The sequence below is a fragment of the Microbacterium schleiferi genome (assembly GCF_020781975.1).
Taxonomy (GTDB): domain Bacteria; phylum Actinomycetota; class Actinomycetes; order Actinomycetales; family Microbacteriaceae; genus Microbacterium.
In genome coordinates, this window is the sequence record NZ_JAJGNI010000006.1 from 21,088 (window position 1) to 45,293 (window position 24,206).

At 67.3% G+C, this 24,206-nt stretch carries 22 protein-coding genes; 7 read left to right on the top strand and 15 right to left on the bottom strand.

Annotation, left to right across the window (positions count from 1 at the left end; translation table 11 throughout):
* The first annotated feature begins 17 nt into the window (after nucleotides 1–17).
* Entirely contained in the window at nucleotides 18–689 is a 672-nt protein-coding gene (locus LL236_RS08245; protein WP_228178265.1) for a hypothetical protein, read from the top strand.
* 37 nt (nucleotides 690–726) lie between these two features.
* On the opposite strand, the gene LL236_RS08250 is transcribed toward LL236_RS08245, so the two are convergent.
* Entirely contained in the window at nucleotides 727–1,962 is a 1,236-nt protein-coding gene (locus tag LL236_RS08250; RefSeq protein WP_228178266.1) for a DUF2254 domain-containing protein, read from the bottom strand.
* 166 nt (nucleotides 1,963–2,128) lie between these two features.
* Here LL236_RS08250 and LL236_RS08255 point away from each other — a divergent pair, with 166 nt between their 5' ends.
* On the top strand, nucleotides 2,129–4,342 hold the full coding sequence (locus LL236_RS08255) for an ATP-dependent Clp protease ATP-binding subunit (RefSeq protein WP_228178267.1): 2,214 nt from the start codon (nucleotides 2,129–2,131) through the stop codon (nucleotides 4,340–4,342).
* Between the two features lie 68 nt (nucleotides 4,343–4,410).
* Here the strand turns inward: LL236_RS08255 and LL236_RS08260 are convergent, their stop codons facing one another.
* The gene (locus LL236_RS08260; RefSeq protein ID WP_228178268.1) at nucleotides 4,411–4,977 is read right to left on the bottom strand and encodes a nitroreductase family protein; all 567 of its coding nucleotides are present in this window, start codon (nucleotides 4,975–4,977) and stop codon (nucleotides 4,411–4,413) included.
* A gap of 89 nt (nucleotides 4,978–5,066) precedes the next feature.
* Entirely contained in the window at nucleotides 5,067–5,894 is an 828-nt protein-coding gene (locus tag LL236_RS08265; protein ID WP_228178269.1) for an LLM class F420-dependent oxidoreductase, read from the bottom strand.
* A 119-nt stretch (nucleotides 5,895–6,013) separates the two neighbouring features.
* Here LL236_RS08265 and rraA point away from each other — a divergent pair, with 119 nt between their 5' ends.
* Complete coding sequence (gene rraA / locus LL236_RS08270; protein ID WP_228178270.1) at nucleotides 6,014–6,481, top strand: ribonuclease E activity regulator RraA; 468 nt, start codon at nucleotides 6,014–6,016, stop codon at nucleotides 6,479–6,481.
* Between the two features lie 12 nt (nucleotides 6,482–6,493).
* Here the strand turns inward: rraA and LL236_RS08275 are convergent, their stop codons facing one another.
* Entirely contained in the window at nucleotides 6,494–7,867 is a 1,374-nt protein-coding gene (locus LL236_RS08275) for a glucose-6-phosphate dehydrogenase (protein ID WP_228178271.1), read from the bottom strand.
* A 119-nt stretch (nucleotides 7,868–7,986) separates the two neighbouring features.
* Here LL236_RS08275 and LL236_RS08280 point away from each other — a divergent pair, with 119 nt between their 5' ends.
* Complete coding sequence (locus LL236_RS08280) at nucleotides 7,987–9,780, top strand: glycoside hydrolase family 15 protein (RefSeq protein ID WP_228178272.1); 1,794 nt, start codon at nucleotides 7,987–7,989, stop codon at nucleotides 9,778–9,780.
* Nucleotides 9,781–9,870: 90 nt separating this feature from the next.
* Here the strand turns inward: LL236_RS08280 and LL236_RS08285 are convergent, their stop codons facing one another.
* The 4 genes from LL236_RS08285 to LL236_RS08300 form a co-directional block, all read right to left on the bottom strand.
* Nucleotides 9,871–10,974, bottom strand: coding sequence for an ABC transporter permease (locus tag LL236_RS08285; RefSeq protein WP_228178273.1), 1,104 nt, complete (start codon nucleotides 10,972–10,974; stop codon nucleotides 9,871–9,873).
* Nucleotides 10,971–11,855, bottom strand: coding sequence for an ABC transporter ATP-binding protein (locus LL236_RS08290; RefSeq protein ID WP_228178274.1), 885 nt, complete (start codon nucleotides 11,853–11,855; stop codon nucleotides 10,971–10,973). Before LL236_RS08290 ends, LL236_RS08285 begins: the two co-directional genes overlap by 4 nt.
* A 105-nt stretch (nucleotides 11,856–11,960) precedes the next feature.
* Entirely contained in the window at nucleotides 11,961–12,605 is a 645-nt protein-coding gene (locus LL236_RS08295) for a response regulator (RefSeq protein ID WP_228178275.1), read from the bottom strand.
* Complete coding sequence (locus LL236_RS08300; protein WP_228178276.1) at nucleotides 12,602–13,852, bottom strand: sensor histidine kinase; 1,251 nt, start codon at nucleotides 13,850–13,852, stop codon at nucleotides 12,602–12,604. Before LL236_RS08300 ends, LL236_RS08295 begins: the two co-directional genes overlap by 4 nt.
* A gap of 192 nt (nucleotides 13,853–14,044) precedes the next feature.
* Between LL236_RS08300 and LL236_RS08305 the strand changes: the two genes are divergently transcribed.
* Entirely contained in the window at nucleotides 14,045–14,908 is an 864-nt protein-coding gene (locus LL236_RS08305) for a UbiA family prenyltransferase (protein ID WP_228178277.1), read from the top strand.
* Here the strand turns inward: LL236_RS08305 and LL236_RS08310 are convergent.
* From LL236_RS08310 to LL236_RS08325, 4 genes are read right to left on the bottom strand one after another with little or no spacing between them, the layout of a single operon-like run.
* Nucleotides 14,889–16,052, bottom strand: a complete 1,164-nt coding sequence (locus LL236_RS08310) for an FAD-dependent oxidoreductase (protein WP_228178278.1) — start codon at nucleotides 16,050–16,052, stop codon at nucleotides 14,889–14,891. The genes LL236_RS08305 and LL236_RS08310 overlap by 20 nt on opposite strands.
* A 3-nt stretch (nucleotides 16,053–16,055) precedes the next feature.
* Nucleotides 16,056–16,772: a methyltransferase domain-containing protein gene (locus LL236_RS08315; RefSeq protein WP_228178279.1), complete on the bottom strand. Its 717-nt coding sequence runs from the start codon at nucleotides 16,770–16,772 to the stop codon at nucleotides 16,056–16,058.
* A complete protein-coding gene (locus tag LL236_RS08320; RefSeq protein WP_228178280.1) occupies nucleotides 16,759–17,931 on the bottom strand; it encodes a type III polyketide synthase in 1,173 nt (390 codons plus the stop codon). Before LL236_RS08320 ends, LL236_RS08315 begins: the two co-directional genes overlap by 14 nt.
* Nucleotides 17,932–17,970: 39 nt before the next feature.
* Nucleotides 17,971–18,831, bottom strand: coding sequence for an exodeoxyribonuclease III (locus LL236_RS08325; protein ID WP_228178281.1), 861 nt, complete (start codon nucleotides 18,829–18,831; stop codon nucleotides 17,971–17,973).
* 173 nt (nucleotides 18,832–19,004) lie between these two features.
* Here LL236_RS08325 and LL236_RS08330 point away from each other — a divergent pair, with 173 nt between their 5' ends.
* A complete protein-coding gene (locus LL236_RS08330; protein WP_228178282.1) occupies nucleotides 19,005–19,385 on the top strand; it encodes a hypothetical protein in 381 nt (126 codons plus the stop codon).
* Nucleotides 19,386–19,417: 32 nt separating this feature from the next.
* On the opposite strand, the gene pntB is transcribed toward LL236_RS08330, so the two are convergent.
* Together pntB and LL236_RS08340 are read right to left on the bottom strand one after the other, a co-directional pair.
* Nucleotides 19,418–20,875, bottom strand: a complete 1,458-nt coding sequence (pntB, locus tag LL236_RS08335) for a Re/Si-specific NAD(P)(+) transhydrogenase subunit beta (protein ID WP_228178283.1) — start codon at nucleotides 20,873–20,875, stop codon at nucleotides 19,418–19,420.
* Nucleotides 20,872–22,410: a Re/Si-specific NAD(P)(+) transhydrogenase subunit alpha gene (locus LL236_RS08340; protein ID WP_228178284.1), complete on the bottom strand. Its 1,539-nt coding sequence runs from the start codon at nucleotides 22,408–22,410 to the stop codon at nucleotides 20,872–20,874. Before LL236_RS08340 ends, pntB begins: the two co-directional genes overlap by 4 nt.
* A gap of 192 nt (nucleotides 22,411–22,602) precedes the next feature.
* Between LL236_RS08340 and pyrE the strand changes: the two genes are divergently transcribed.
* Nucleotides 22,603–23,196, top strand: coding sequence for an orotate phosphoribosyltransferase (gene pyrE / locus LL236_RS08345; protein WP_228178285.1), 594 nt, complete (start codon nucleotides 22,603–22,605; stop codon nucleotides 23,194–23,196).
* A gap of 182 nt (nucleotides 23,197–23,378) precedes the next feature.
* On the opposite strand, the gene LL236_RS08350 is transcribed toward pyrE, so the two are convergent.
* Nucleotides 23,379–24,188, bottom strand: a complete 810-nt coding sequence (locus LL236_RS08350; protein WP_228178286.1) for an HAD-IIA family hydrolase — start codon at nucleotides 24,186–24,188, stop codon at nucleotides 23,379–23,381.
* Nucleotides 24,189–24,206 lie beyond the last annotated feature (18 nt).

Here is a 24,206-nt window from a genome sequence, read left to right on the forward strand (position 1 = left end):
TCCGATACACTTTGGCCATGTCGAGGGCTGGGGGACAGATGGCCGCGTCGCGGATCTCGGTATGGGCCGGTGTTGCTGCGCTGAGCGTTGCTCTGGTCGGGTGCACCCCGGCTAGTCAGCCCGACCCGACGCCTTCGGCATCCGCATCGACGGAGCCGTCCCCGGATGCCACCTCCGACGGGCCACCGATGACAGAGGCGCCCGCCGAGGAGATCGACCTCGACGCTCTCGCGTGCACCGACCTGCTCGATCTGGCCGTCGCGCAGGCCCAGTTCGGGGCAGACGCGCAGTTCATCGCTGAACTCGGACCCACGGAATTCGCGGGCATCATGGCGGGCCCTGTCGCAGAGACCGCGCTGACCGAAGCGACACAGAAGATCGGATGCATCTGGGGGATTCCGCAGAGCGACGGAGCTTTCACCGTCGTTGTTGCCGCGCTGCCGCAGGCATCCCGCGACACCCTCACCACAGCCCTCGGTACCAGTGTCTTTACGGGCACCTTGATCGGTACAGCTCCGGCATACACGTGGGAGCGCGACGACGCCCTCGGGATGTTCACGACCGTCTACGCTTTCGCGTCCCCACTCTGGGTGACGGTCAACGGCGCAGGCACGACGAGTTCGCAAACCGAGATCACCGGTGACGTGCTCAGTCACCTCCGAACGCTGTACCCCAGCCTCGGCGACTGAGTCCGATCGGCTCCCGCCGCGTCAGTGGCGGCTGTCGTCAGCGGCGCGGCGCGGCTGACGCTGCCCTCCGTAAGGCCACAGCGTCGGAGCGGGAGAGGACGCGCTGTGCTCGCGCGCGAGCGTCGGTCGCGGCATCCGTGAACGGACGACTGCGCGCGGGACCGGCGAGGTCGGCGAGCGAGGCGAGGGTCTTCTGGAGCCGGATGCCGACCTCCACCATTCCGGCACCGTCGCGAGCGATCGGGCGGAACGCGTCCTCGACGAGGTCGCCGAGGGTGACGGGCTCGACGGTGACGTGGCCGTATGGTGTGTCGTCGTCGGCCTCGGTCTGCAGCATGTTCTCGAACACGCGACTGAGGGCAGCGAGGACGTCGATAGCGGTACCTGGGTCGTTGGTCGAGGGTGAGAGCGCGCGGCTCGCGATCTCAGATAGGGCGATCATCCCCAGTCGCGGGTCCTGGTCGTAGCTTCGGTGGGACTCGATGTGGAATGCGGTGGCGACTTTCGAACGGACCTCTTCATCAACGGTGCCGGCAACCAGCGCGAGGGGGCTGGCCGCGTCGACGACCGTCCCCGGCAGTGCGCGGACATGAATCGTGAGCTCTCGAGCTTCGGCCACCGCTTCCAGGCGGCCGAGGTCGATGTGCGTAACGTATCCCGCGCGCTCTGGCCTCACCGAGGCGCCGGTCACCGTTCGCGGGTCCTGCCGGCGGGCACCCAGGCTCGGACGATTCGCGTACTGGGACGTCGTGCGCTGGGCCGCCGATTCGACGCGGTCGATGATGTCCGACATACGCCCGAACGATCCGAGATGTGAGATCCACCGCAGGAGCACGACCACGACGATCACGATGACCACCAGCGTGCCCGTGAACAGAATCGCCTGGCCCTGGTCGCCGTAGTAGCCGGTTGAGATCGCGATGATTCCCACCATCGAGAAGACGAACGCGCCGATGAAGGTCGACAGCACGTTCTGCGACGTGGGGTCGGCAACCAGGAGCTGAGTTGCACGGGGCGTAGCTACCCGTGACGCCGAACCGTAGGCCGTGACCATCGCAGTCAGGGAGAACGTCGTGACGGCGAGCATCGAGCTCGCGACGATCTGCAGGATTTCGTCGACCGACCCCTGCCCCAGGTTGACGGCGAGATCGGGAAGCAGCGGCTCGAGGAACCCCGCCGCGAGGGCGAGCAGCACGGCGGCGAGGCTGAACAGCGAGGCCCGGAACCACACCGCGCGGGTCATCTGGGTCAGAAACACCCTCACGTTTGTCATCGTCGGCTCCGCATGAGAACCCACGCTATCCCGAGGCCCCGTTTATCGGCGAAGCTCTTCCCGAATCGACCACGCGGTGATAAAATTGAGTCAGAACGGCTCAAGTTTGAGCTCACGCAGATTTCGGCGGACGAACCGCCACCCACGTCGCCGCGCAGGAGGCATCATGCAGACCACCCCGATGGCCGACCAGGACGAGCAGCAGAGCGCGCTCGAACAGTTCGGTATCAACCTCACCGACCGTGCCCGCCAGGGCAAACTCGACCCCGTCATCGGGCGGGATGCCGAGATCCGGCGTATCAGCCAGGTCCTGACCCGCCGCACCAAGAACAATCCCGTCCTCATCGGCGAACCGGGCGTCGGCAAGACTGCCGTCGTCGAGGGTCTCGCTCAACGCATTGTGGCGGGGGATGTTGCCGAGAGCCTCCGGGGCAAGGAGCTCATCGCGCTCGATATCTCGGCGCTGGTCGCCGGCGCCATGTACCGCGGGCAGTTCGAAGACCGTCTCAAGAAGGTGCTCAAAGAGATCACCGACTCCGAAGGTCAGATCATCACCTTCATCGACGAACTCCACGTGCTCATGGGCGCGGGCGGTGGCGAAGGATCGGTCGCGGCATCCAACATGCTCAAGCCGATGCTCGCTCGCGGCGAGCTGCACATGATCGGGGCGACGACCCTCAACGAGTATCGCGAGTTCATCGAGAAGGATGCCGCGCTCGAGCGCCGCTTCCAGCAGGTTTACGTCGGCGAACCCAACGTCGAAGACACCGTCGCGATCCTTCGCGGACTCAAGGAGCGATACGAGGCACACCACAAGGTCGCGATCTCGGATAGCGCGCTGATCGCGGCGGCTGCCCTGTCGCACCGCTACATCCCGAGCAGGCAGTTGCCCGACAAGGCCATCGACCTCATCGACGAAGCAGCATCCCGGTTGCGGATGGAGATCGACTCGGCACCGCTGGAGATCGACGAGCTGCGCCGCCATGTCGACCGGCTCAAGCTTGAGGAGCTCGCTCTCAAGAAGGAGAAGGATGACGCGTCGCGCGAGCGCCTCGAGAAACTGCGCGCGGACCTGAAGCGCGAGCAGGACAAGCTCTCGGAGCTGCAGGCCAAGTGGGAGACCGAGCGCTCGATCCTCAACCGTGTCGGTGAACTGAAGACCCGCCTGGATGCGGCGCGCAGCGAGGCCGAGCGCGCTCAGCGCGAGGGTGACCTGGAGCGCGCGTCGCGGCTGCTCTATGCCGAGATCCCGGCGCTCGAGCGCGGGATCATCGAGGCCGAGAGCATGGAACCCAGCGAAGACCGGATGGTCAACGAGCAGGTCACCGAGGAAGACATCGCGGCTGTCATAGCCGGGTGGACCGGTATTCCGGTGGGGCGCCTGCTGCAGGGCGAGAGTGAGAAGCTCGTGCACCTCGAGGCCGAGCTCGGCAAGCGCCTGATCGGGCAGAAGGAGGCAGTGAAGGCGGTCGCCGATGCGGTGCGCCGATCGCGCGCCGGGATCAGCGACCCGAACCGACCGACAGGCTCGTTCCTGTTCCTCGGCCCCACGGGAGTCGGCAAGACCGAGCTCGCGAAGGCGCTCGCCGCATTCCTCTTCGACGACGAGCACGCCATGGTGCGCATCGACATGTCGGAGTACGGCGAGAAGCACTCGGTTGCCCGGTTGGTGGGTGCCCCTCCCGGATACATCGGTTACGAGCAGGGTGGACAGCTGACGGAGGCTGTACGGCGACGTCCGTACAGCGTCGTCCTGCTCGACGAGGTCGAGAAGGCGCATCCGGAAGTGTTCGACATCCTGCTGCAGGTGATGGATGACGGTCGCCTTACTGACGGCCAGGGTCGCACCGTGGACTTCACGAACGTCATCCTCATCTTGACCTCGAATCTCGGTTCGCCGATCCTCATCGACCCGACGATGCCGCTGGAGCAGAAGCGCTCACAGGTACTCGCTCTGGTGCGCCAGGCGTTCAAGCCCGAGTTCATCAACCGGCTCGATGACATCGTCATCTTCCAGGCGCTCTCGCAGGACGATCTGGCCCAGATCGTCGAACTGACGGTCGACCGACTGCAGCAGCGCCTCCACGAGCGCCGGCTGACCCTCGCGGTCACGCCTGACGCACGAGGGTGGCTTGCCGAGCGGGGCTACGACCCGGTGTTCGGTGCTCGTCCGCTGCGCCGTCTCATCCAGTCCGAGATTCAGGATCGCCTGGCGATGGCGCTGCTGTCGGGCGGGGTACGTGACGGAGACCTCGTCCGGGTGGATGTTGCGGTCGACGGGGACTCGCTGGTCCTGACCAGTAATGGACCGGCCGCCGCCCCGACGCCGCGTCCGGGCGAGGATGACGACATCATCGAAGCCGAACTGATGGACGACTGACGCCGAGAAACACCGCGGGGCTCGAGATCAGATGATGACCTCGAGCCCCGCGCCTATGCCCCGTGCGATCAGGCGTCGGCCAGAACTGTCTCCGACAGCGGCCGGCGGGTGCGTGGCGCGGCCTCGCGTTCGCGGACCGCCTCGTCTGCCGCGTCGAGATCGCCGAGGTTCCCGACGGCCATGACGGTGAGCGGGCGAACCGTCTCAGGGAGCGAGAACGCGGCAGCGATGGCGGCGCGATCGAACCCTCCCATCTGATGGGTCATCAGGCCGTCGGCGTGTGCCTGCACGGTGAAGTAAGCAGCGGCCTGGCCCGCGTCATACTCGGCCCACGGCAACTCCACGCCGTCGTGCTCGGTATCGGCAAGGAAGACCACGAAGGCTCCCGCCGTGATCGCCCAGACCCGGTTGAACCCCGTGAGCGCATCCGAGATCTGCGAGAACGTGTCAGTTCCGCGCCGTGCGACGATCATTCGCCATGGCTGGGTGTTTGCCGCCGACGGGGCCCAGCGCGCAGCCTCGAGGGCTGCCGACAACGCTGACTCGTCGACGGGGCGCTGATCGTCGAAGACCCGAGTGCTGCGGCGGTTCGCGAGGACATCGAGCAGGGCATTGGACGGGGCGATGGTGGTCATGATTTCTCCCGGTGTTGAGGAATGTGGGAACGGACCCCGTCGTCCTTTTCCGTCAACACCGAGTTCCGGTTGGTATTCCCCGCGCCGCGTCAGGCTCCGTTCATCCGGTCTCGCCACTCCAGCAGCGGCTTCACGGGGGAGAGGTCGTAGTCCGGCCCGTCAATCGACGGGATGATGAATCGCACCCCGAGCGGATGCAGCCGCTCCAGGGCATCCTGTTCCAGCAGCGGCCCGAATCCGCGCGGCGTGAAGCCCGTCGCGATCTCGATGTCGGCGGGATCCCGATTGACGCGGGCACACCAATCGTGAAGTACGTCGAGCTTGTGCGGGATCTTCTCAATCGGCGTGAACGTATGCCAGATGGCGGCGTGCTCGGCTACGAGCCGGAGTGTCTTCTGTTCGCCCTGTCCGCCGATGAGGATCGGGATGTCCCGCGTCGGGGCCGGATCCAACAACTCCCACCGGCGACGGATGCGGCCGAGGTCGTCGCGCAGATCGTTCAGCCGTGATCCGACAGTGCCGAACTCGTAGCCGTACTCGAGGTAGTCCTTCTCGGCCCAGCCGGAGCCCGTGCCGAAGATCAGCCGACCCGTCCCGCCTCTCGCACTGATGTGATCGACGGTGCGGGCCATGTCGGCCTGCAGGTCGGGGTTGCGGTACGAGCTGCAGTTGACCAGCGGGCCGAACTCCACGCGATCCGTGAGTTCGGCGATCGAGGCGAGCATCGTCCACGCCTCGTAGTGTGCGGCCTCCAGCGGTTCGGTGAGCGGGAAGAAGTGATCCCAGTTGAAGATCGCGTCGACTCCCAGATCTTCGGCGCGAAGGATGGCATCGCGGATCTGGGAGTAGGAGGCATGCTGGGGCGCGAGCTGCACGCCGACGCGCACGGGGCGATGCTTTGCGGGGTGGGTCGTCATCCTTCGAGTATCGTCCGATCCGGTCGTGACGGACCCGCGGTTGCGCCGCTCGGAAGTCTGCGGAATCTTTCCGGCTGCCGACCCACTCACCCGGCGATGCGCGCAGATACCGTCAGGGCATGACGATTGCAACAGCTGACCTGTTCGATGAACGCGGCGACGAGCTCGATTCGCTCGGCATCCAGCTGCAGGACATCGGCGGCCGGATCGAGTTCGACGGGCCCATCCGTACGGTCCGCTGCCATCGCGACAACGCCCTGGTGAAGGCGATCCTCGCAACCACAGGGCACGGAGCCGTGTTGGTCATCGACGGCGGAGGCTCGTTGGAGTCTGCGTTGGTCGGAGACCTCATCGCGGCGTCCGCTGTCGAGAACGGTTGGACCGGAGTCGTTGTTTACGGGGCGGTCCGCGATCGGGAGGCGATCCGCCAGCTCGACATCGGCCTCAAGGCGCTGGGCTCCAACCCACGTAAGAGCGCCAAGGACGGTGTCGGCGAGGTCGATGTTCCGGTCGAGATCGGCGGCGTAACGTTCACCCCGGGCAAACACGTGTGGGCGGATGCCGACGGCGTGCTTGTGGAGCGGTAGCGCGGCGATGCCTCAGTAGTCGTGGTCGGGCCAGCCGTCAGGCCCGTGCGAACCTGCCGCGTAGTCCTGCAGCGGGACATCACCGGCTGCCCAGGCGTCAAGCACCGGCTGCACGATGCGCCAGCACTGCTCGGCGGCATCCCCCCGCACCGACAGGGTCGGATCCCCATCGAGAATCTCCGAGAGGACTTCGGCGTAGGCCAGAAGCGCCCCCTCGCCGAGATCGGCGCTGAGCTTTGCCCACGTGAGCGCGAACGGGTCTTCGCTTCCATTGACGTTCAGCCCCAGCGACATCCGGTCGGGCCCGAGCGTGAACCGCAGCCGCGACCCGTGGGTCGCGCCCGTGAATCCGTCAGGGAGGTGCCGAACCGGGCGGAAGCGGATCAAGATCTCCTTGACCGGGTCACCGACCGCCTTGCCGGAGCGCAATGTGATGGGCACGCCGGCCCAGCGGTTGTTGCGGACCTCGAGCACGACCTCAGCAAGCGTCTCGGTGTCGCGGTCGGGTACGACGCCTGGTTCGTCCACGTAGTCGGGGAGTTCTCGCCCATCGATCGATCCAGCGGTATAGCGACCGCGGCGAGATGAGCCGACGGGGTCGTCGTTCCAGATGTGGGTCGCAAGAAGCGCCGATGTCGTAGCTCCCCGCAGGTCCTGCTCGCCGAGGGTCGCCGGCGGCTCCATCGTGACCAGGGCCATCAACTGCAGCAGGTGGCTCTGGATCATGTCGCGAAGCGCGCCGGCCTTGTCGTAGTACCCGGCGCGACCCTCGAGCCCCAGCTTCTCGTCATAGGTGATGTCGATCGACTCGATGTGCTCGGCAGACCACACCGGCTCGAGGACCCGGTTCGCGAATCGTGCGCCGATGATGTTCAGCGACATCGACCGTCCCAAGAAGTGGTCGACCCGGAACACCTGGCTTTCGGGCACGAGGGCCGCGAGCTTCGCGTTCAGCTCGTGGGCGCTCGTTGCGTTGCTGCCGAAGGGCTTCTCGAGGGCCAGGATGAGGCCGGGCGGCAGGTCGACGGCAGACAGTGACTCGCACGCCTTCGCGGCGATCGCCGGGGGCACCGCGAAGTAGAGAGCGATGCGGCCCTCCGTTTCGGAGAGCAGCGCTGTGAGGTCATCGGGCGCGGTGATATCGGCCTTCGTGTAGGTAGTCTCGGCGACCTTCTCGAATGCCGCCGCAGAGTCGCTCGAGGCGAAGGCGTCGCGTACGACCTGCTGCCAGTGCGCGTCGGTCCAGTCATCCATGCCTGCGCCGCGAAGACGGACGCGCCGCTGCGGCTGCCTGGACAGAAGCTGCCCGAGCGCGGGAAGCAGCAGGCGGGAGGTGAGGTCGCCCGAGGCGCCGAGGATGAGGAGGGTCGTCGTCTGGTCGGCCATGCCGCCACCCTATCGACGCCTCGTGAACCGCGACCAGGGGCTGGTCCAACTCGGAGCGGATTCGTATCGAATCCTCGCTATACCGCGGGCAAGGCATCGCGGACTGACAGAATCGGGTCATGGCTGCCCCGATCGAGGACTACGCGATTCTGAGCAACTGCCGCACGGCTGCGCTTGTCTCCCGAGAGGGAAGCATCGACTGGCTGTGCCTGCCGAGATACGACTCTCCGTCGATCTTCGGAGCGCTGCTGGGCGAACAGAAGCACGGCCACTGGACCATCCGCGCTGCCGACCCCGACGCCACGGTGACCCGGTACTACGAAGACGACACGTTCGTGCTCGTCACCCGCTGGGAGACACCCACCGGTGTGGCTGAGGTGCGAGAGTTCATGCCGATCGACGGCGGTCGGGTGGAGCTCGTGCGTCGCGTCGAGGGCGTCTCCGGGCACGTTGACTTCACAACGGAGCTGCGGATGCGCTTCGACTATGCCCGTGCGCTGCCCTGGGTCCGCCAGGTGGGCAGCCATGTTGCGCCGGCACTGCTGGCCATCGCGGGCCCGGATGCCGTGCTGGTGCGCGGTGTCGAGATGAACCCCGACGACCATGTCCACCGCGGATCGTTCACGATCGAATCGGGCAGTGGCGTGGATCTGACCCTGACCTGGTTCCCGTCTCATCTCGAGGCGCCGGATCCCGCCGACGTCGACCGGATGCTCACCCACACGCTGCACTGGTGGCGCGAGTGGGCAGGCCGCGTCGACCACGACGGGCCCTTCGAAGACGAGGTGGTGCGCTCGCTCATGGTACTTCGGGCGCTCACGCACGAAGACACGGGCGGCATCGTCGCGGCGGCTACCACCTCCCTTCCCGAGGACTTTGGGGGAGTACGCAACTGGGACTACCGCTATGTATGGCTACGCGATGCGGCGTTGACGATCGAGGCTCTGATCTCGCACGGTTTCCTACGGGTGACTGCCCGGTGGCGGCAGTGGCTGTTGCGGGCGATCGCGGGTGACCCGAAGGAACTGCAGATCATGTACGGGCTTGCAGGGGAACGCGATCTCACAGAACGTGAGCTGACCTCCCTTCCCGGGTACCAGGGCGCGGCCCCCGTGCGGATCGGCAACGGGGCACAGGTGCAGTACCAGGGTGATGTCATCGGAGAGGTGATGGTGGCCCTTGAGGCGGCGCGTGTCGCCGGGGTCGAAGAGACCGACTTCTCGTGGGCGCTGCAGAAGGCGATGCTCGCGTTCGCCGAGCGTCACCTCGACAAGCCTGACAACGGCATCTGGGAGATCCGTGGCGAGCCGCAATTGTTCACCCACTCGCGAGTCATGATCTGGGCGGCTTTCGACCGCGGAGCGCGCGCCGTGCGTGAGTTCGGGCTGTCGGGCGATCTCGAGAAGTGGGAGCGATTGCGCGATCGGATGCGGAACGAGATCGACGAGCGCGGCTTCGACGCCGAGCGCGGACACTTCGTGCAGCACTACGGCACGACAGAGGTGGATGCGTCGCTCCTGCTGCTCGCGCAGGTCGGGTACCTGGCCCACGATGATCCGCGCATGCTCGGGACCGTGGCCGAGATGGAGCGCACGCTCATGGTGGATGGGCTGCTGCACCGCTATCGCACGGAAAGTGGTGTGGACGGACTCGCCGGCACCGAGCATCCGTTCCTGGCGTGCTCGTTCTGGCTCGTGGAGCAGTACGCGAACAGCGGCCGCGTGGATGACGCCATGGCGCTCATGACCAGGCTGTGCGGCTTCGCGAACGATGTCGGACTGCTCTCGGAGGAGTACGACGTGGACGGAGAACGGCAGGCGGGGAACACGCCGCAGGCGCTCTCACACCTCGCGCTCGTCCGCGCCGCCGATGCGCTGGCCGGCCACCACGGCCGCGCCGCCGACCGGGAGTAGTGCCGTGCGGTCGCGCCCATCGTGCAATCGGCGTCGATCCCGCCCCGAAAGCGGAGCAGGACCGACGCCGATTCTCAGGCGGTTTCTAGATCACGGGGTCTTGAGCGCCTCGCGCCACGAGACGCGAGCGCCCATCCGCAGGATCGAGCGTTCGTAGATCTTCGCCGCCAACACGATCGCGGCGACGCAGGTGGCGATGAGGATGACCAGCGACAGGATCGGCTCCCACCACTGCGCCTCCCCGAGGTACAGGCGAAGCGGCATCCCGACCGGCGCCGAGAACGGCACATACGACATCACGGTCAGCACGACGGGGTTGTCGTTGAAGAAGATCACGAGGAAGTACGGGGCCATGATGAGCATCGTCAGCGGCGCGGTCGTCGAGCCGATGTCTTCCATCCGCGAGACGAGCGAACCCGCCGCCGCGAACAGCGACGCGAGGAGCACGAACCCGAAGAGGAAGAAGATCGCGAACCAGGCGATCGGGGCGCCAAGGCCCTGGAGGACCTCGCTCTGCCCGGTGACGATCAGGCCGACCACGGCGATCGTGGCCAGCAGCAAGATCTGCGCCATCGCCAAGATGGTGTTTCCGATGATCTTGCCCGCCAAGAGTGTTCGCGCCGGCATAGCGGACAGAAGCAGCTCCACGACGCGGGTCTGCTTCTCTTCGACGACGCTCTGGGCGATGGTTCCGCCGAACAAAGACGCCGCCAGCAGGAAGACGACTCCGAACCCGATCGAGACGAAGTACCGCAGGGCGAAGTCGACAGTCGCCGGGTCGAGCAGTTTGACTGACGGCGACTCCGACAGGCCCATCAGCAGCGACGTCGGTGGCGAGTCCTCGGTGATGACGACCAAGCCGGTGGGCGAGGAGGCGTCATCGACAACAGCCGCGCTGACCTCACCGCTGCGGACGAGTGCTTCCGCGGCATCCTGGTCGGCGACCTGCGTCACCTCAACCCCGGGAACCTTCTCCACTGCAGCCGCCGTCGAGGAGGTGACTGCGACCTTGGTGGCGGACGGATTGCCGGCAGAGAACCCACCCCAGATGACGGCGGCGAGCGCGATCAGCAGGGTGATGACCGTCGAGATCACGAAGGCGCGGCTGCGCAGCTTGGAGCCCACTTCGCGTTCGGCGACGAGCCAGACGTTCTGGAAGCCTCGGGGCGTGGATGTCGAAGCGGCGGTGTTCACTGGATGACCTCCTTGAAGATCTGCGCGAGCGTCGGGCGAACCGGGGCAAAGCTCTCGATGCTCGCCTCGCTCGCTGCGCGTTGCAAGATGCGCTGTGCGGCGGCGTCATCCGCCGCATCGAAAAGGGCGTTCCCGCCGTCGAACTCGACCACCGTGATGTCCGGCTGGTCGCGCAGCCAGCCGAGGTCGCCGGCGGTGCGCAGTTCGTAACGGTGTCCCGAGTGCTGCTGGCGCAGGTGTTCACTGCTGCCGGCGGCGCGGATCTCGCCTCCGGCGATGATGACGATGTCATCGCAGAGGCGCTCGACGACGTCGAGCTGGTGGGACGAGAACAGCACCGAGACGCCGGCAGCTGCCCGGCGGTGCAAGACGTCGGCTACCACGTCGACCGCGAGCGGGTCGAGCCCCGAGAAGGGCTCGTCGAGGATCAGCACGTCGGGCTCGTGCACCAGCGCCGCTGCGATCTGCGCCCGCTGCTGATTACCGAGCGAGAGCTTCTCGACAGTGTCGTTCAGGCGTTCCCCGAGTCCCAGCTGCTCGAGCAGAGCCGTAGCGCGGGTCTCCGCCTCGCCCTTGTCGAAGCCGTGCAACCGCGCCAGGTAGGTGATGTGCTCACCGACCTTCATCTTCGGGTAGAGCCCGCGCTCTTCGGGCATGTACCCGAAACGGCGTCGGTCGGCAGAGGTCAGCGCTGCACCATTGATGGTGACCGACCCCGCATCCTTGGCAAGCACCCCGAGGATGATGCGCATCGTCGTGGTCTTTCCCGCACCGTTCCCTCCCACGAAGCCGGTCAACCGGCCGGGCCTGACAGCGAACGACAGATCGTTCAGAACACGGTGCGCGCCATAACTCTTGGTCACGTGCGACAGCTCGAGCATGTTGCTCCTCTCACTCGGTTCTTCCAGGCTAGGAAGCTCCGCCTCGCCGCGCATCCGCCTCGAGGCGGGTTCGCGCCCTCCCTCGTACGGGGGATTCGACTCCGTTCAGGACAGCCCGTGGCGGTAGGCATAGACGACGGCGGCTACGCGGTCGCGGACGCCGAGCTTGAGCAACACATTGGAGACGTGGGTCTTCACCGTTGCCTCGCCGATGATCAGGTGCGCCGCGATCTCAGCGTTGCTCATCGCCTGCGCCATGAGACGCAGCACCTCCGACTCTCGTTCAGTGAGGTCAGCTGCCGCCGTCGGTGTCGGTGTCGGCGCTGCAGCGGCGAACCGTGCGATGACGCGGCGAGTCACCTCCGGGGCCAGGAGTGCGTCGCCTGCCGCCGCGACCCGCACGGCGGCCTGCAGCTCCTCGGGTGCTGCGTTCTTGAGCAGAAAGCCGCTGGCCCCGGCCTCGAGGGCCTCGAAGAGGTAGTCATCCCGATCGAAGGTGGTCACGATCACGACGGCGCACTCGAGCTGGGGGTCGGCGACGATCTGGCGTGACGCTGCGAGACCTCCCATTCCGGGCATCTGTACGTCCATGCAGATGACGTCAGGCCTGAGATCGGATGCCGCCCGCACCGCCTCCTCTCCGCTGGCGGCCTCTCCGACGACCTCCAGGTCAGGAGCGCTGTCGAGGATGAGACGGAACCCGGCACGCATGAGCGCATGGTCGTCGACGAGCAGAACGCGGGTACTCACGCGCTCACCGCCTCGGGACGCGGCACGGTCAGGCGTACCCGGAACCCGCCCTCGCGGCGCGGTGAGATCTCGATCGAGCCGCCGGACGCGACGGCTCGCTCACGCATCCCGAGAAGTCCGAGTCCGCTCTGCGAGGTCAGGGCGGGCCTGCCCGAGTTCACGATCTCGACCTCGACGGCATCGGGCAGGTACCGGACGCGGACGTCGGCCTCGGCATCCGGGCCGCCGTGGCGGCGTGCGTTGGTCAGGGCCTCTTGCGCGATCCGGAAGGCATTGACCTGAACCGTCGGCGCCACCGGCCCCGGCTCGCCGATGATCGTCAGAGTCGTCGGCAGACCGTTCTCGCTGGCATGCGCGACAAGGGCAGGCAGGCCTTCCAGGCCCACCGTGGATGCGTCGCTGGGGTCATCGTCGACCGGAGTGCGAAGCGTCTCGAGCAATTGGCGCAGCTCCACGAGCGCATCCCGGGCTGCCTGCTCGATGTCGACCAGAGCGCGGCGCGCGGCATCCGGATCGGTGTCCCACACTGTCCTCGCGGCCCCCGCCTGCACGCCCATGGCAGAGACGTGGTGCGCGACCACATCATGCAGCTCGCGGGCGATGCGGACGCGGTCGAGCGCGACGGCCTGCGCTGCGGTAGTCTCACGCTCCCGCTCGAGCTCGACGCTGCGCTCGGCGAGGATCTCGCGCTGTCGGCGGGACTCGAAGGTGCGATTGCCGAAGTAGTACGCGCCGCCGAAGAAAGCGACGTTGACGAGGAACTGGATGAGCATGAACGCGACGTAGGGCGAGAAGAGGCCCGCACGCGAGAGGCCCTCGTCGGTCGGCGCTGTGGCATCGATGAACATCGAGATGAGCAGCCACGTGAACATGCCAGCGATGATCGCGACACGGACGAGGAACGCTCGCCGTCGGTTGTCGACCCATGCCCCGACGGTGTAGAAGGCGATGAAAAGCGCGACATTCCCGACGTAAAGCTCCGGGACGCGGGCCATCATCCCGGCAAAGAACGCGACCGATACTGCCACCGCGACAGTGCAGGGCAGGCGTCGACGCCAGGCCAGCGGGGCGGTGAGACAGAGCGCGTAGAGCAGCGCGACCCGCAGGTCGATCTCGGTGGAGTTGTAGATTCCGGCGACTGCGCCGAGGGCGGTGCTCAGCACCGCCGTGACGAAGAGGGCTGCCGCCAACCAGACGTCCCCTCGGGTCGGAACCCACCGCGAGGTGGCGCGCGTCGGATCACTCACCCATCCACGCTACGTCGCTCGCACACCACGCCACATCCCTCTCGCGGGGGAGCCCCCCGTCCGCCGGCCGCGGCCGGCGATGGTCCCGATTGCAGGATCAGCTGCCTCGGCAGGGGCGGTGGAGGGCAGCAGAGCGGGTTGATCCTGCGTTCGGCTCGCCGGGTGCGGTGTCGGGACGCGTACTGTGAGGGCATGGCGACCCGGCAGACTTCCCCGGGCACGACAGGTTTCGGGGGCCGGGTGCTCGCCCTGCTGGCGTGCTCGCATCCTGGGCCGACGGTGGTCGTCACGACTCTCGCCGGATTGCTCGCCGTGGGGGCCGGCATCGGGGTGGGGCGCATCGTGCTGACAGTCGCGGCTGTGCTCTTCGGTCAACTGTCGGTCGGATGGTCCAACGACGCTATTGACGCTCAGCGGGACCTCGCCATCGGGCGCCGCGACAAGCCGATCGCTGCCGGCGTCATCTCGCGCCGAGCGGTAGCCGCCGCAGCCGGCGTCTCGCTGGTGATCGCGCTCATCATCTCGGCCATCATCGGGTGGGAGTTCTGTCTCGCCCACGGCATCGCCCTGGCCTCGGCGTGGGCGTACAACGCGTGGCTGAAGTTCACATGGGCATCGGTGATCCCGTTCGCGGTGAGTTTCGGCATCCTGCCCTCGCTCGCGACGCTGGCAGCTCCCGCGCCCGTCGTGGCTCCGTGGTGGCAGGGAGCCGCCGGCGCTCTGCTGGGCATCGCCGTCCACCTCACCAACGTGCTTCCCGATCTCGCCTACGACGAGGCGACGGGTGTGCGCGGGCTCGGTCACCGGATCGGCACCACGCCGAGTGCGATAGTCGCGTTCGCTGCCGTCATCGCGGGGACTGTGGTCGTCGTCGTCGGATCGTTCGGCCAGGTGCCCTTCGCCGTGGCGCTCGCGGCGTCAGTGAGCGTTGCGGCGTGCGCGGTCGCGGGCCTGCTCCGCGCTCTGCGGAAGCCGGACCGCGTGGTCTTCCGCCTGGTGATGGCGTCGGGTCTGATCCTTGCTGCGCAGCTCGTTCTCACCGCGTTTGTGGCGTGAGGGGGCTTTCTTGCGCATCCGGATCGAAACCCATCCCATAGGCGTGCGCGAGGAGCCGCGCCGGCGCCAGACGGATGCCTGCGAGCCGCGTGACCGCGCCGACGCTGCCGTGACCACGCCCGGCGACGGTGTTCAGCGCGGCGATTCGCGCCGCGGTCGTCGCGGCCGACCTGCGTCGCCGCTCCCACGCGGCCAGTGCGGCCGGCGGCTCTCCCGTGATGTCCCACTCTCGGAGCAGCGGCGCGAGCGTCGCCGCATCGATAAGGCCGAGGTTGAGACCCTGCCCGCCGATGGGGCTCACCTCGTGGGCCGCGTCACCGATCGCGAGAACCCGTCCGCGCGCCATCCGGCGCGCGACGAATCGGCCTACCCCGAAGTTCGACGCCGTCGTGATCGTGTCGCCGGAAGATCCCGCACGCCGGCTGACAGCGTCACGCAGGGCGGTCGCGTCGTCGGTCGCGTCATCTGTGGAGCCCGCGCGGTGCCACGCGACGTATCGCCGCAGGCCGCCGGGTAGCGGAAACGACTCGAGGACGCCATCCGGATGCAGGTGGACGATGGCGCGGGGCCCTTCGTCGGTGTCATCGGGAACGTCGGCCATGACGTAACGGTCGGGGTACGCGCGGCGCCTCCCGTCGCGGATGAGGCTACTGATGTGGCGCGAGCGAGACCCCGCCGCAATCACGACCGCATCGCCGTGCACGTCACCACTGTCGGTGATCACCCGACACGTCGCCCCTTCGTCGATCACGTCGAGCACCTGGACTCCGCGCTCCGGCGCGGGGGCGCCGTTGCTGGCGGCCGCGGCGGTGATCGCCGATTCGGTCGCTGCCTGCGGAAGGGTCGCGACGAACGGGAAGGATGCGAGCGAGCCGGCCCGCACAGCGTCGAACCGGATCGTGGTCACGGTCGCGGCGCCGACCCTGGCCTGGCCCTCCCGCACCTGCAGACAGGCGGAAAGAATGCGATCGGTCACCCCCGAGGCTGACATCGCCGTCAGCGCGGCGGAATGGATGCCGATCGCCCGGGACCCGGCGCCGGGAGCCTCACGCGCCTCGAGCGTGATGTGCTCCACACCCAGGCGGGCGAGTTCGCCGCCCAGCAGCATGCCGACGGGACCGGCGCCGATGATCACGACCGGCATGGCTCACCTGTCACCGGGTCCCTCGGGCCCGCGGGTCGCGAGGACGCGAAACGGCGCCGGCGCGGTCACTGTCCACACCCGTGGGACCTCCCGCTGGAGCTCGGCGACGGTGTATGACCGGCGGATCGAGCGGAGCCCGTCAGTGAGGAGGAAGGTCCCGGGTGCGACCGGAAGGATGCCGACTGCGTAGAGACCCCACGCCGTCTTGCTGCGGGCGATGTCGTTGTGCAGCGCGAGCTCGGCGCCGAGCGCGTCGGTGTGGGTGAGCAGTTCGTGCAACTGATCGCGGCTGAGGTGGTGGAGGACATGGTTGGAGACGACGACGTCGAACTGTTCGCCGGCGTCGACGAGGTCTGCGGCATACGCGCCTCGAAAGGTGACCCCGGGCTCGGGTGGCTGAGACGTCGCGATCGACAGGCACCGTGGGTCGGGGTCGATTCCGCAGATCTCCACCGCGAAGCCGTCGCTGTGAGCACGTCGCGCGAGGTCGCGTGTGACGTCGCCGCCGCCGCATCCGACGTCGAGAATCCGAACCGGCTCATCACGCTGCGCGTCAGCTCGGGTGCGAAGGTAGGGACGCAGACGGGATCTGTAGATCGCGCCCCATCCCGCCACCGCCCGGTTCACCACTGTGAACCGGCGTACCGTGCGCAGCAGCGCCTGTTCGTCGCACTGCGGATCGTCCATCAGCTCGCGAAGAGTCTCGTCACGAACGCGCACTGTCCGCCTGCCCCACGCGCAAGCTTTCCGCCGCCGCTATCGGCTGGCGCGCTGCGATGCGAGCCGTTGCACTCTCTACCGCGAGTCCGGGACCGAACGCTGTGACGAGAACCTGCTCGCCCTCGGCCACCGTGGGATCACCGAGCAGGTCGGCGAGGATGAACAGCACTGTCGCGGATGACATGTTGCCGTAGTCGCGCAGGATCGCTCGGGATCGCTGCAGAGCCGTTTCGTCGAGATCCATCGCCTGCTCGAACCTGTCCAAGATGCTGCGTCCGCCCGGGTGGACCACCCACTGGTCAATCGCACCGGTGCGCTCAAGCACTGGCGCGAGGGCGGCGCGGACTTCGCGTCCGACGATGCGGGGGACATTGCCGGTGAGTGTCATCTCGAAGCCGTGGTCGCCGATGATCCACGCCATGTCCTGCTCGCCGTCGGTCGTGAGGGCGGTGGTGAAGCCCGTCAACTCGAGCCCGCGAGACGGTGCAGCCAGTTCGCGGGGACCGCTGGATTCCGGCGACTGTGCGGTCACGACCGCCGCTGCCGCGCCGTCGGCGAAGACGGCGGAGGCGACGATCTGGTCGGGTTCGGATGATGAGCGAATGTGGATGGAGCACACCTCGGTGCACGCGACCAACACGGTTGCGGTGGGATCGGCGAGACAGATTCGCCATGCCGAGCGCAGCGCCGGGATTGCTGCGGCACACCCCATGAATCCGATGTGCTCGCGTTCGACCGTCGGATCAAGCCCGAGATCGCGCACCAGCCGGTATTCGGGGCCGGGAGCGTAGAAGCCCGTGCAACTGGCAGTGACCACGTGGGTGATCTCGCCCGGATGTACGCCGGCGTTCTTTAGCGCACGCCGCGCGGCGGCCTCCGACAGTCGCGGCGCTTCGCGCGCGTACCGCGCGTTGCGCGTACCGGTCCCCGGATTGCGCACCGCGTGGGTCTCGGGTTCCAGGAAGTCGCCGCCGTCACCGGCTAGATCCTCGATGACGGTGTGGCGCCGCTCGATCGCCGAGTTGTCGTAGGCGGCGCGGATGAGCCGTGCCGTAAGGGGCGCGATATCCGGCTCCGCGAGGAACAGGTCCTTCACCTGCGATTGCGAGAGCGCGAACTCCGGCACCGCGGTGCCAATGCCGATGAGCTGCACTCCCATGCACTCACCCTAGGCGCCGGGTACCTCAGCGGGGCCGCGTCACCCGAAGATCATCGGCCGGTCATCGTCTGCTTCGTCTTCTCCCGGCGACAGTCGGGCGCGGTCGAGCTCGACGACCACGGGGACGTGGTCGCTCGGAGCCTCACCCTTGCGCTCGTTTCGGTGGATGGCGGCATCCGTCACCGCATCCGCCACAGCGCGTGAGCCGAGGATGAAGTCGATCCGCAGTCCCTCGTTGCGGGGGAAGCGCAGCTGCTTGTAGTCCCAGTAAGTGAATCCGGTCGGAACCAGGGGCCTGACGACGTCGCTGAGCCCCGCCTGCTCGAGAGCGGTGAAGGCTTCCCGTTCTGGGGCAGAGACGTGCGTCGAGAATCCTTCAACGATCGCGGGGTCGCCGTTGTCGGCATCCGTCGGGGCGATGTTGAAGTCGCCGACCAGAGCCAGAGGCAGGTCGGGCGCTGCCGCGAGGGTGGTTGCGGTGTACTGGCGCAGCGCCTCGAGCCAGTGGAGCTTGTAGACGTAGTGGGGGTCCTCGAGGGCACGACCATTGGGGACGTAGAGACTCCAGACGCGCATGCCGTCGATGGTCGCACCGATTGCGCGGGCTTCCTGCGGAGCATCCGGGCCCTCGTGCCCCTTCGCGAAGCCGGGCATCCCGGGGAAGGCGGTCTCGACCTCGGTCGGACGCGAGCGGCTGGCGATCGCGACACCGTTCCACTGCGAGAAGCCGTGGGCTTCGACGTGGAACCCTGCCTGCTCGAACTGTTCGAACGGGAACTGCTCGACCTTGCACTTGATCTCTTGCATTGCCAACACGTCGATGTCTTCACGCACCGCGAAGTCGACGATCCGGTCGACCCGGGCGCGGACGGAGTTCACGTTCCAGGTGGCAAGGCGCATGGTCTCAGCCTAGAGTCGCCCGGCGACGTCGCCCGCTTCCTGACGCGGGCTCCGGGGCGGGGTGTGGCCAACTCCTGAGTTCCGGTGCCGAACCCCGGCCGTGTCGAGGTGAGGATGCCGTGCGGCCGTCGAGTGTGCGGAGTTAGCTGCGGTGGTGGCCTGGGGAGATAGGGGTGGTCGCGTGGTGCAATCTGGCGTCCGCGTTGCTCGGCATGGCCGGCCTCACCTTCGGTTTCATGCCCATTCCGACGGAGTGGATCGAGGGATCCGTTTTCACGTCGTACGTCTGGCCAGGTGTGATCCTCGGGGTCGTCGTGGGTGGATCACAGGCGCTCGCGCTGGCGGCGCAGTACTGGCGCTTCCGCCTCGCGGCTGGACTACATGCGGCGGCCGGGCTCGTCATGATGATCTGGATCTTCGTCGAGATCGCCATCATGCTCGTCTGGTCGCCGCTCCACGGCATCTACTTCGCGACCGGCCTCGTTCAGACCGTCCTCGCGGTGCTCGCGCTCGGTGCCTGGCCGCATCCATTCCTGGCCCGAGACCCGCGCTGAACGCGGCGTCTGGGGCGGCTCGGATGTCGCGGCTAGAGCTCCCGCAGGATCTGCTCGACCTTCTCCTTGGCGTCACCGAAGAGCATCTGGGCGTTCTCGCGGAAGAACAGCGGGTTCTGCACGCCGGCATAGCCCGAGGCCATCGACCTCTTGAAGACGATGACGTTGTCGGCCTCCCACACCCGCAGCACCGGCATCCCGGCGATCGGGCTGCCCGGATCCTCGGCGGCGGCGGGGTTGACGGTGTCGTTCGCGCCGATGACCAGGACGACCGATGTCTCGCCGAAGTCGTCGTTGATCTCGTCCATCTCGAACACGATGTCGTACGGAACCTTGGCCTCGGCCAGCAGCACGTTCATGTGTCCGGGAAGGCGTCCGGCGACGGGATGGATGCCGAATCTGACATCCACGCCGCGCTCGCGCAGCTTCGCCGTCAGCTCCGCAACCGGGTACTGGGCCTGGGCGACCGCCATGCCGTAACCCGGCGTGATGATCACCCGGTCTGCCTCGGCGAGGAGCTCGGCGGCGCCCGTGACGTCGATCTCGCGGTGTTCGCCGGTCTCGTCATCCGTCGACCTGGGCGCCTCGATCCCGAACCCGCCGGCGATGACGGAGATGAACGAACGGTTCATGGCACGGCACATGATGTACGACAGGTAGGCACCCGAGGACCCGACGAGCGCGCCAGTCACAATGAGCAGGTCGTTGCTGAGGATGAAGCCTGCCGCCGCGGCGGCCCAACCGGAGTAGCTGTTGAGCATCGAGACGACCACCGGCATGTCGCCGCCGCCGATCGAGGCGACGAGGTGCCAGCCGAGCAGCAGCGCGAGGACCGTCACGACGATCAGCAACCACAGGTCGGGCGTGATGACGTACCAAACCGTCAGGCCGACGAAAGCGACCAGGGCGCCGAGGTTGAGGGCGTTCTTGCCCGGCAGCATGAGCGGCTTCGACGAGATGCGAGCCGACAGCTTCAGGAATGCGACGATCGACCCCGTGAAGGTCACGGCACCGATGAACACGCCGATGAAGACCTCCGCATGATGGATGCCGAGCAGAGCCCCGTCGATCTCGCCAGGGTCGAGCGCGCCGTTCCACCCCACGATGACCGCCGCGAGGCCGACGAAGCTGTGGAGGAGCGCAATGAGCTCGGGCATCCCGGTCATTTCGACAACGCGGGCGCGCCACAGCCCGATCGATCCGCCGATCAGCACCGCGACCACGAGCAGCGTCAGTCCAATCGTCGCCTGTGGCTGCCCCCACAGCTGCTCCACCGTGAGCCAGATCGTCGCGGCAATCGCGATGACCATGCCGCCGACGCCGAACAGCACACCGCGGCGGGCTGTCTCGTGCTTGCTGAGCCCGTGCAGACTCAGGATGAACAGGAGCGCAGCGACGAGATACGCGGCCCCCGCGACGGATGCCGCAACTGACGCGCTTGCGGCAGATACTGACGCACCGCTGTGGAGAAGGATCGACGCGGCGCTCATCGGGCCTCACCCTTCGAGAACATCGCGAGCATTCGGCGGGTCACGGCGAAGCCTCCGAAGATGTTGATGCTTGCCAGGAGCACGGCGATTGCCGCGAGAATCTGGACGACGAGTACGCCGGATGCCAGCTGGAGCATCGCGCCGACGACGATGATGCCCGAGATGGCATTTGTCACGCTCATGAGCGGCGTGTGGAGGGCGTGATGCACCTTGCCGATCACGAAGAAGCCGATGATGATCGACAGGACCAGCACAGTGAAGTGCTGGGGGATCGGTGGCGGTGCGATCGCGGTCACGACGAACAGGAGAACCGCCGCGGCCCCGAGAAGCACCGGGGTCCGCCACGCGGGCGCCTTCTTCGGTTCTGGCTTCGGGGCAGGCTCCCCCGCGACCGGCTTCGGTGCGGCCGAGACCTGTACGGGCGGTGGTGGCCAGGTCGACTCGCCGTCGCGAACGATGGTGACACCACGCTGCACGATGTCGTCGAAGTCGATCGTGAGCTGCCCGTCCTTGCCGGGGGTCAGCAGCGCGACCAGGTTGTAGACGTTTGTGGAGTACAGCTGCGACGCCTGCGCGGGAAGTCTCCCCGCAAGATCCGTGTAGCCGAGGATCGTTACGCCGTTCTCGGTCACGATGCGCTCGCCCGCAACCGATCCCTCGACGTTGCCGCCCTGCGCCGCCGCCATATCGACGATGACACTCCCCGGCTTCATCTGCGCGACATCGGATGCCGTAATCAGCCGCGGCGCTGCGCGCCCGGGAATGAGCGCGGTGGTGATGATGATGTCGACATCCGCCGCCTGCTCGGTGTAGATCTCGGCGGCGCGCCGATCGTAGGCCTCGCTCGTCGCCTTGGCATACCCGTCGGAAGACTCCATGACCTCGTCGACCTCGACGGGAAGGTACTCTCCGCCCACCGACTTCACCTGGTCGGCGACCTCGGGCCGCGGGTCGGTGGCGCGCACGATGGCGCCCAGGCTCGCGGCCGTACCGATCGCCGCGAGTCCTGCGACGCCCGCGCCGGCGACCAGCACCTTCGCGGGCGGTACTTTCCCGGCGGCCGTGACCTGGCCGGTGAAGAAGCGCCCGAACTCGTGCGCTGCCTCGACAACGGCGCGATACCCCGAGATGTTGGCCATCGAACTCAGGACATCCATCGACTGCGCCCGAGATATGCGCGGAACGGCATCCAGTGATAGCGCCGTGATTCCGCGGGTCGCGAGCGACTCCCGAACCTCGGGCCGGAACGCGGGTGCGAGCATTCCGATCACTGTCGCGTCGTCCCGAAGCAGGGCCACGTCATCAGCGCTCGGAGCCGTCACCATCACGACGATGTCTGCACCCCAGGCGCCCACACGGTCGGTCACCTGGGCGCCGGCATCCGTGTACGCCGCATCGGGGAACGAGGATGCCGCGCCCGCTTCTGCCTCCACGACCACTTCGTACCCGAGCGTGATCAACCGAGCGACAGTGGGCGGGGTGAGAGCGACGCGGGTTTCGCCGCCGCGCTCCGCGACGATGCCGATGCGGGTCATGTGCGCACTCCCTTGCTTCTCGCGTGCGGGTTCCGCGAACGGGCCTGACTCTATCGGCGAGCTCGACGCGGCTTCGGGACCATCGTCCTCGGCGATGAGGCGCGGCCCGAGCTACACCAATCTAGGAGCCGCCGCGGGGCTACGGTCCCAGATGACGCGGAAACATTGTGCGTTCTTTCCTAGACTCGGGCTGTGACCGCTTCCTCCACGCCCGAACTCGAAGCCGACCGCCAAGCCCTCATCGCCCTCATCGGCGCCGAAGCGGTCTTCCACGGCGACTTCACCCTGTCCAGCGGCAAGAAGGCGTCGTACTACGTCGATATGCGCAAGCTCACGCTCGATCACCGGGCGGCCCCCGCCATCGGGCGGATCATGCTCGACCTCGTTCGCACCGGGCTCGGGACGGATGCCGACACCGTCGTCGCCGTCGGCGGCCTCACCCTCGGCGCCGACCCCATCGCGAACGCCGTCATGCACGCGTCAGTCGACACCGAGCATCCGCTCGACGCCTTCGTCGTCCGCAAGGAGCCGAAGGACCACGGCCGCGGCCGTCAGGTCGAGGGAGCGGACGTCGTGGGTAAGCGCGTCGTCGTGCTCGAAGACACCTCGACGACGGGGCAGTCGGCGCTGAAGGCCGTCGAGGCGCTGCGCCGCGAGGGCGCGGAGCCGGTCGCCGTTGCCGTGATCGTCGACCGCAAAACCGGTGCGCAGCGGGCGATCGAGGATGCCGGGCTGCAGTGGCTCGCGGCGATCGACCTCGAAGACCTGGGCCTCGCCCCGCAGTAACACCTCAGTCCTCGCCGCGGTCGCCGCGGCTGCGCCACCACTGCCACACCGCGACGACGAGGGCGCCGCTGATGATGATCAGCGACGTCCACAGCAGCAGCGACTGTTCGAGCTCGTTCACTGACGCTTTCCTTCGTCTGCGTCCCCGGCTTCGACGTGGTCGCCGTCGTCCAGGGCACCCATCACAGCACCTCGGGCATCTCCGACTCTTCAGGCTCCGCGGGAAGCAGCTCGGCGATCGAGTCCAGGATCTCGTCGGGACGGAAGGGGAAGCGTTCGATTTCGGCGCGATCACTGATGCCGGTGAGCACCAGCACGGTGTGAAGACCCGCTTCGATTCCCGCGACGATATCGGTGTCCATCCGGTCGCCGATCATCCCGGTGGACTCTGAGTGCGCGCCGATTCGGTTCAGTGCCGAGCGGAACATCATCGGGTTGGGCTTGCCCACCACGTACGGCTCCTTGCCGGTGGCCTTGGTAATGAGGGCGGTGATCGCCCCGGTTGCCGGGAGTACGCCCTCGGCCGAGGGACCGGTCGCGTCGGGATTCGTGGCGATGAACCGCGCACCGCCGGCAATCGCGCGGATGGCCTTTGTGATCGCCTCGAACGAGTAGTTGCGGGTCTCGCCGACCACGACATAGTCGGGGTCGTTCTCGGTCATGATGAAGCCGGCTTCGTGTAGCGCCGTGGTCAGGCCCGCCTCGCCGATCACGAAAGCGGATGCTCCGGGCGCCTGTCCGCGCAAGAAATCCGCCGTCGCCAGTGCCGAGGTCCAGATGGCCTCTTCGGGCACGACGAGCCCGGATGCCCGGAGCCGGGCGCTGAGGTCGCGTGGCGTGAAGATCGAGTTGTTCGTCAGCACGAGGAAGGGAACTCCCTGCTCGCGCCAGCGCTCGATCACCTCAGCCGCCCCGGGGACGGGGATGTTCTCGTGGACGAGCACGCCGTCCATGTCGGTGAGCCAGCATTCCACGTCTGCTCGGGTCCGCATGGGCACAGCGTATCCCGC

What these genes read in the sequence shown, in the direction of transcription:
- LL236_RS08245 (WP_228178265.1), top strand. Translation starts at nt 18, where the DNA reads ATGTCGAGGGCTGGGGGACAGATGGCCGCGTCGCGGATCTCGGTATGG.
- LL236_RS08250 (WP_228178266.1), bottom strand. Translation starts at nt 1,962, where the DNA reads ATGACAAACGTGAGGGTGTTTCTGACCCAGATGACCCGCGCGGTGTGG.
- LL236_RS08255 (WP_228178267.1), top strand. Translation starts at nt 2,129, where the DNA reads ATGCAGACCACCCCGATGGCCGACCAGGACGAGCAGCAGAGCGCGCTC.
- LL236_RS08260 (WP_228178268.1), bottom strand. Translation starts at nt 4,977, where the DNA reads ATGACCACCATCGCCCCGTCCAATGCCCTGCTCGATGTCCTCGCGAAC.
- LL236_RS08265 (WP_228178269.1), bottom strand. Translation starts at nt 5,894, where the DNA reads ATGACGACCCACCCCGCAAAGCATCGCCCCGTGCGCGTCGGCGTGCAG.
- rraA (WP_228178270.1), top strand. Translation starts at nt 6,014, where the DNA reads ATGACGATTGCAACAGCTGACCTGTTCGATGAACGCGGCGACGAGCTC.
- LL236_RS08275 (WP_228178271.1), bottom strand. Translation starts at nt 7,867, where the DNA reads ATGGCCGACCAGACGACGACCCTCCTCATCCTCGGCGCCTCGGGCGAC.
- LL236_RS08280 (WP_228178272.1), top strand. Translation starts at nt 7,987, where the DNA reads ATGGCTGCCCCGATCGAGGACTACGCGATTCTGAGCAACTGCCGCACG.
- LL236_RS08290 (WP_228178274.1), bottom strand. Translation starts at nt 11,855, where the DNA reads ATGCTCGAGCTGTCGCACGTGACCAAGAGTTATGGCGCGCACCGTGTT.
- LL236_RS08305 (WP_228178277.1), top strand. Translation starts at nt 14,045, where the DNA reads ATGGCGACCCGGCAGACTTCCCCGGGCACGACAGGTTTCGGGGGCCGG.
- LL236_RS08310 (WP_228178278.1), bottom strand. Translation starts at nt 16,052, where the DNA reads ATGCCGGTCGTGATCATCGGCGCCGGTCCCGTCGGCATGCTGCTGGGC.
- LL236_RS08320 (WP_228178280.1), bottom strand. Translation starts at nt 17,931, where the DNA reads ATGGGAGTGCAGCTCATCGGCATTGGCACCGCGGTGCCGGAGTTCGCG.
- LL236_RS08325 (WP_228178281.1), bottom strand. Translation starts at nt 18,831, where the DNA reads ATGCGCCTTGCCACCTGGAACGTGAACTCCGTCCGCGCCCGGGTCGAC.
- pntB (WP_228178283.1), bottom strand. Translation starts at nt 20,875, where the DNA reads ATGAGCGCCGCGTCGATCCTTCTCCACAGCGGTGCGTCAGTATCTGCC.
- LL236_RS08340 (WP_228178284.1), bottom strand. Translation starts at nt 22,410, where the DNA reads ATGACCCGCATCGGCATCGTCGCGGAGCGCGGCGGCGAAACCCGCGTC.
- LL236_RS08350 (WP_228178286.1), bottom strand. Translation starts at nt 24,188, where the DNA reads ATGCGGACCCGAGCAGACGTGGAATGCTGGCTCACCGACATGGACGGC.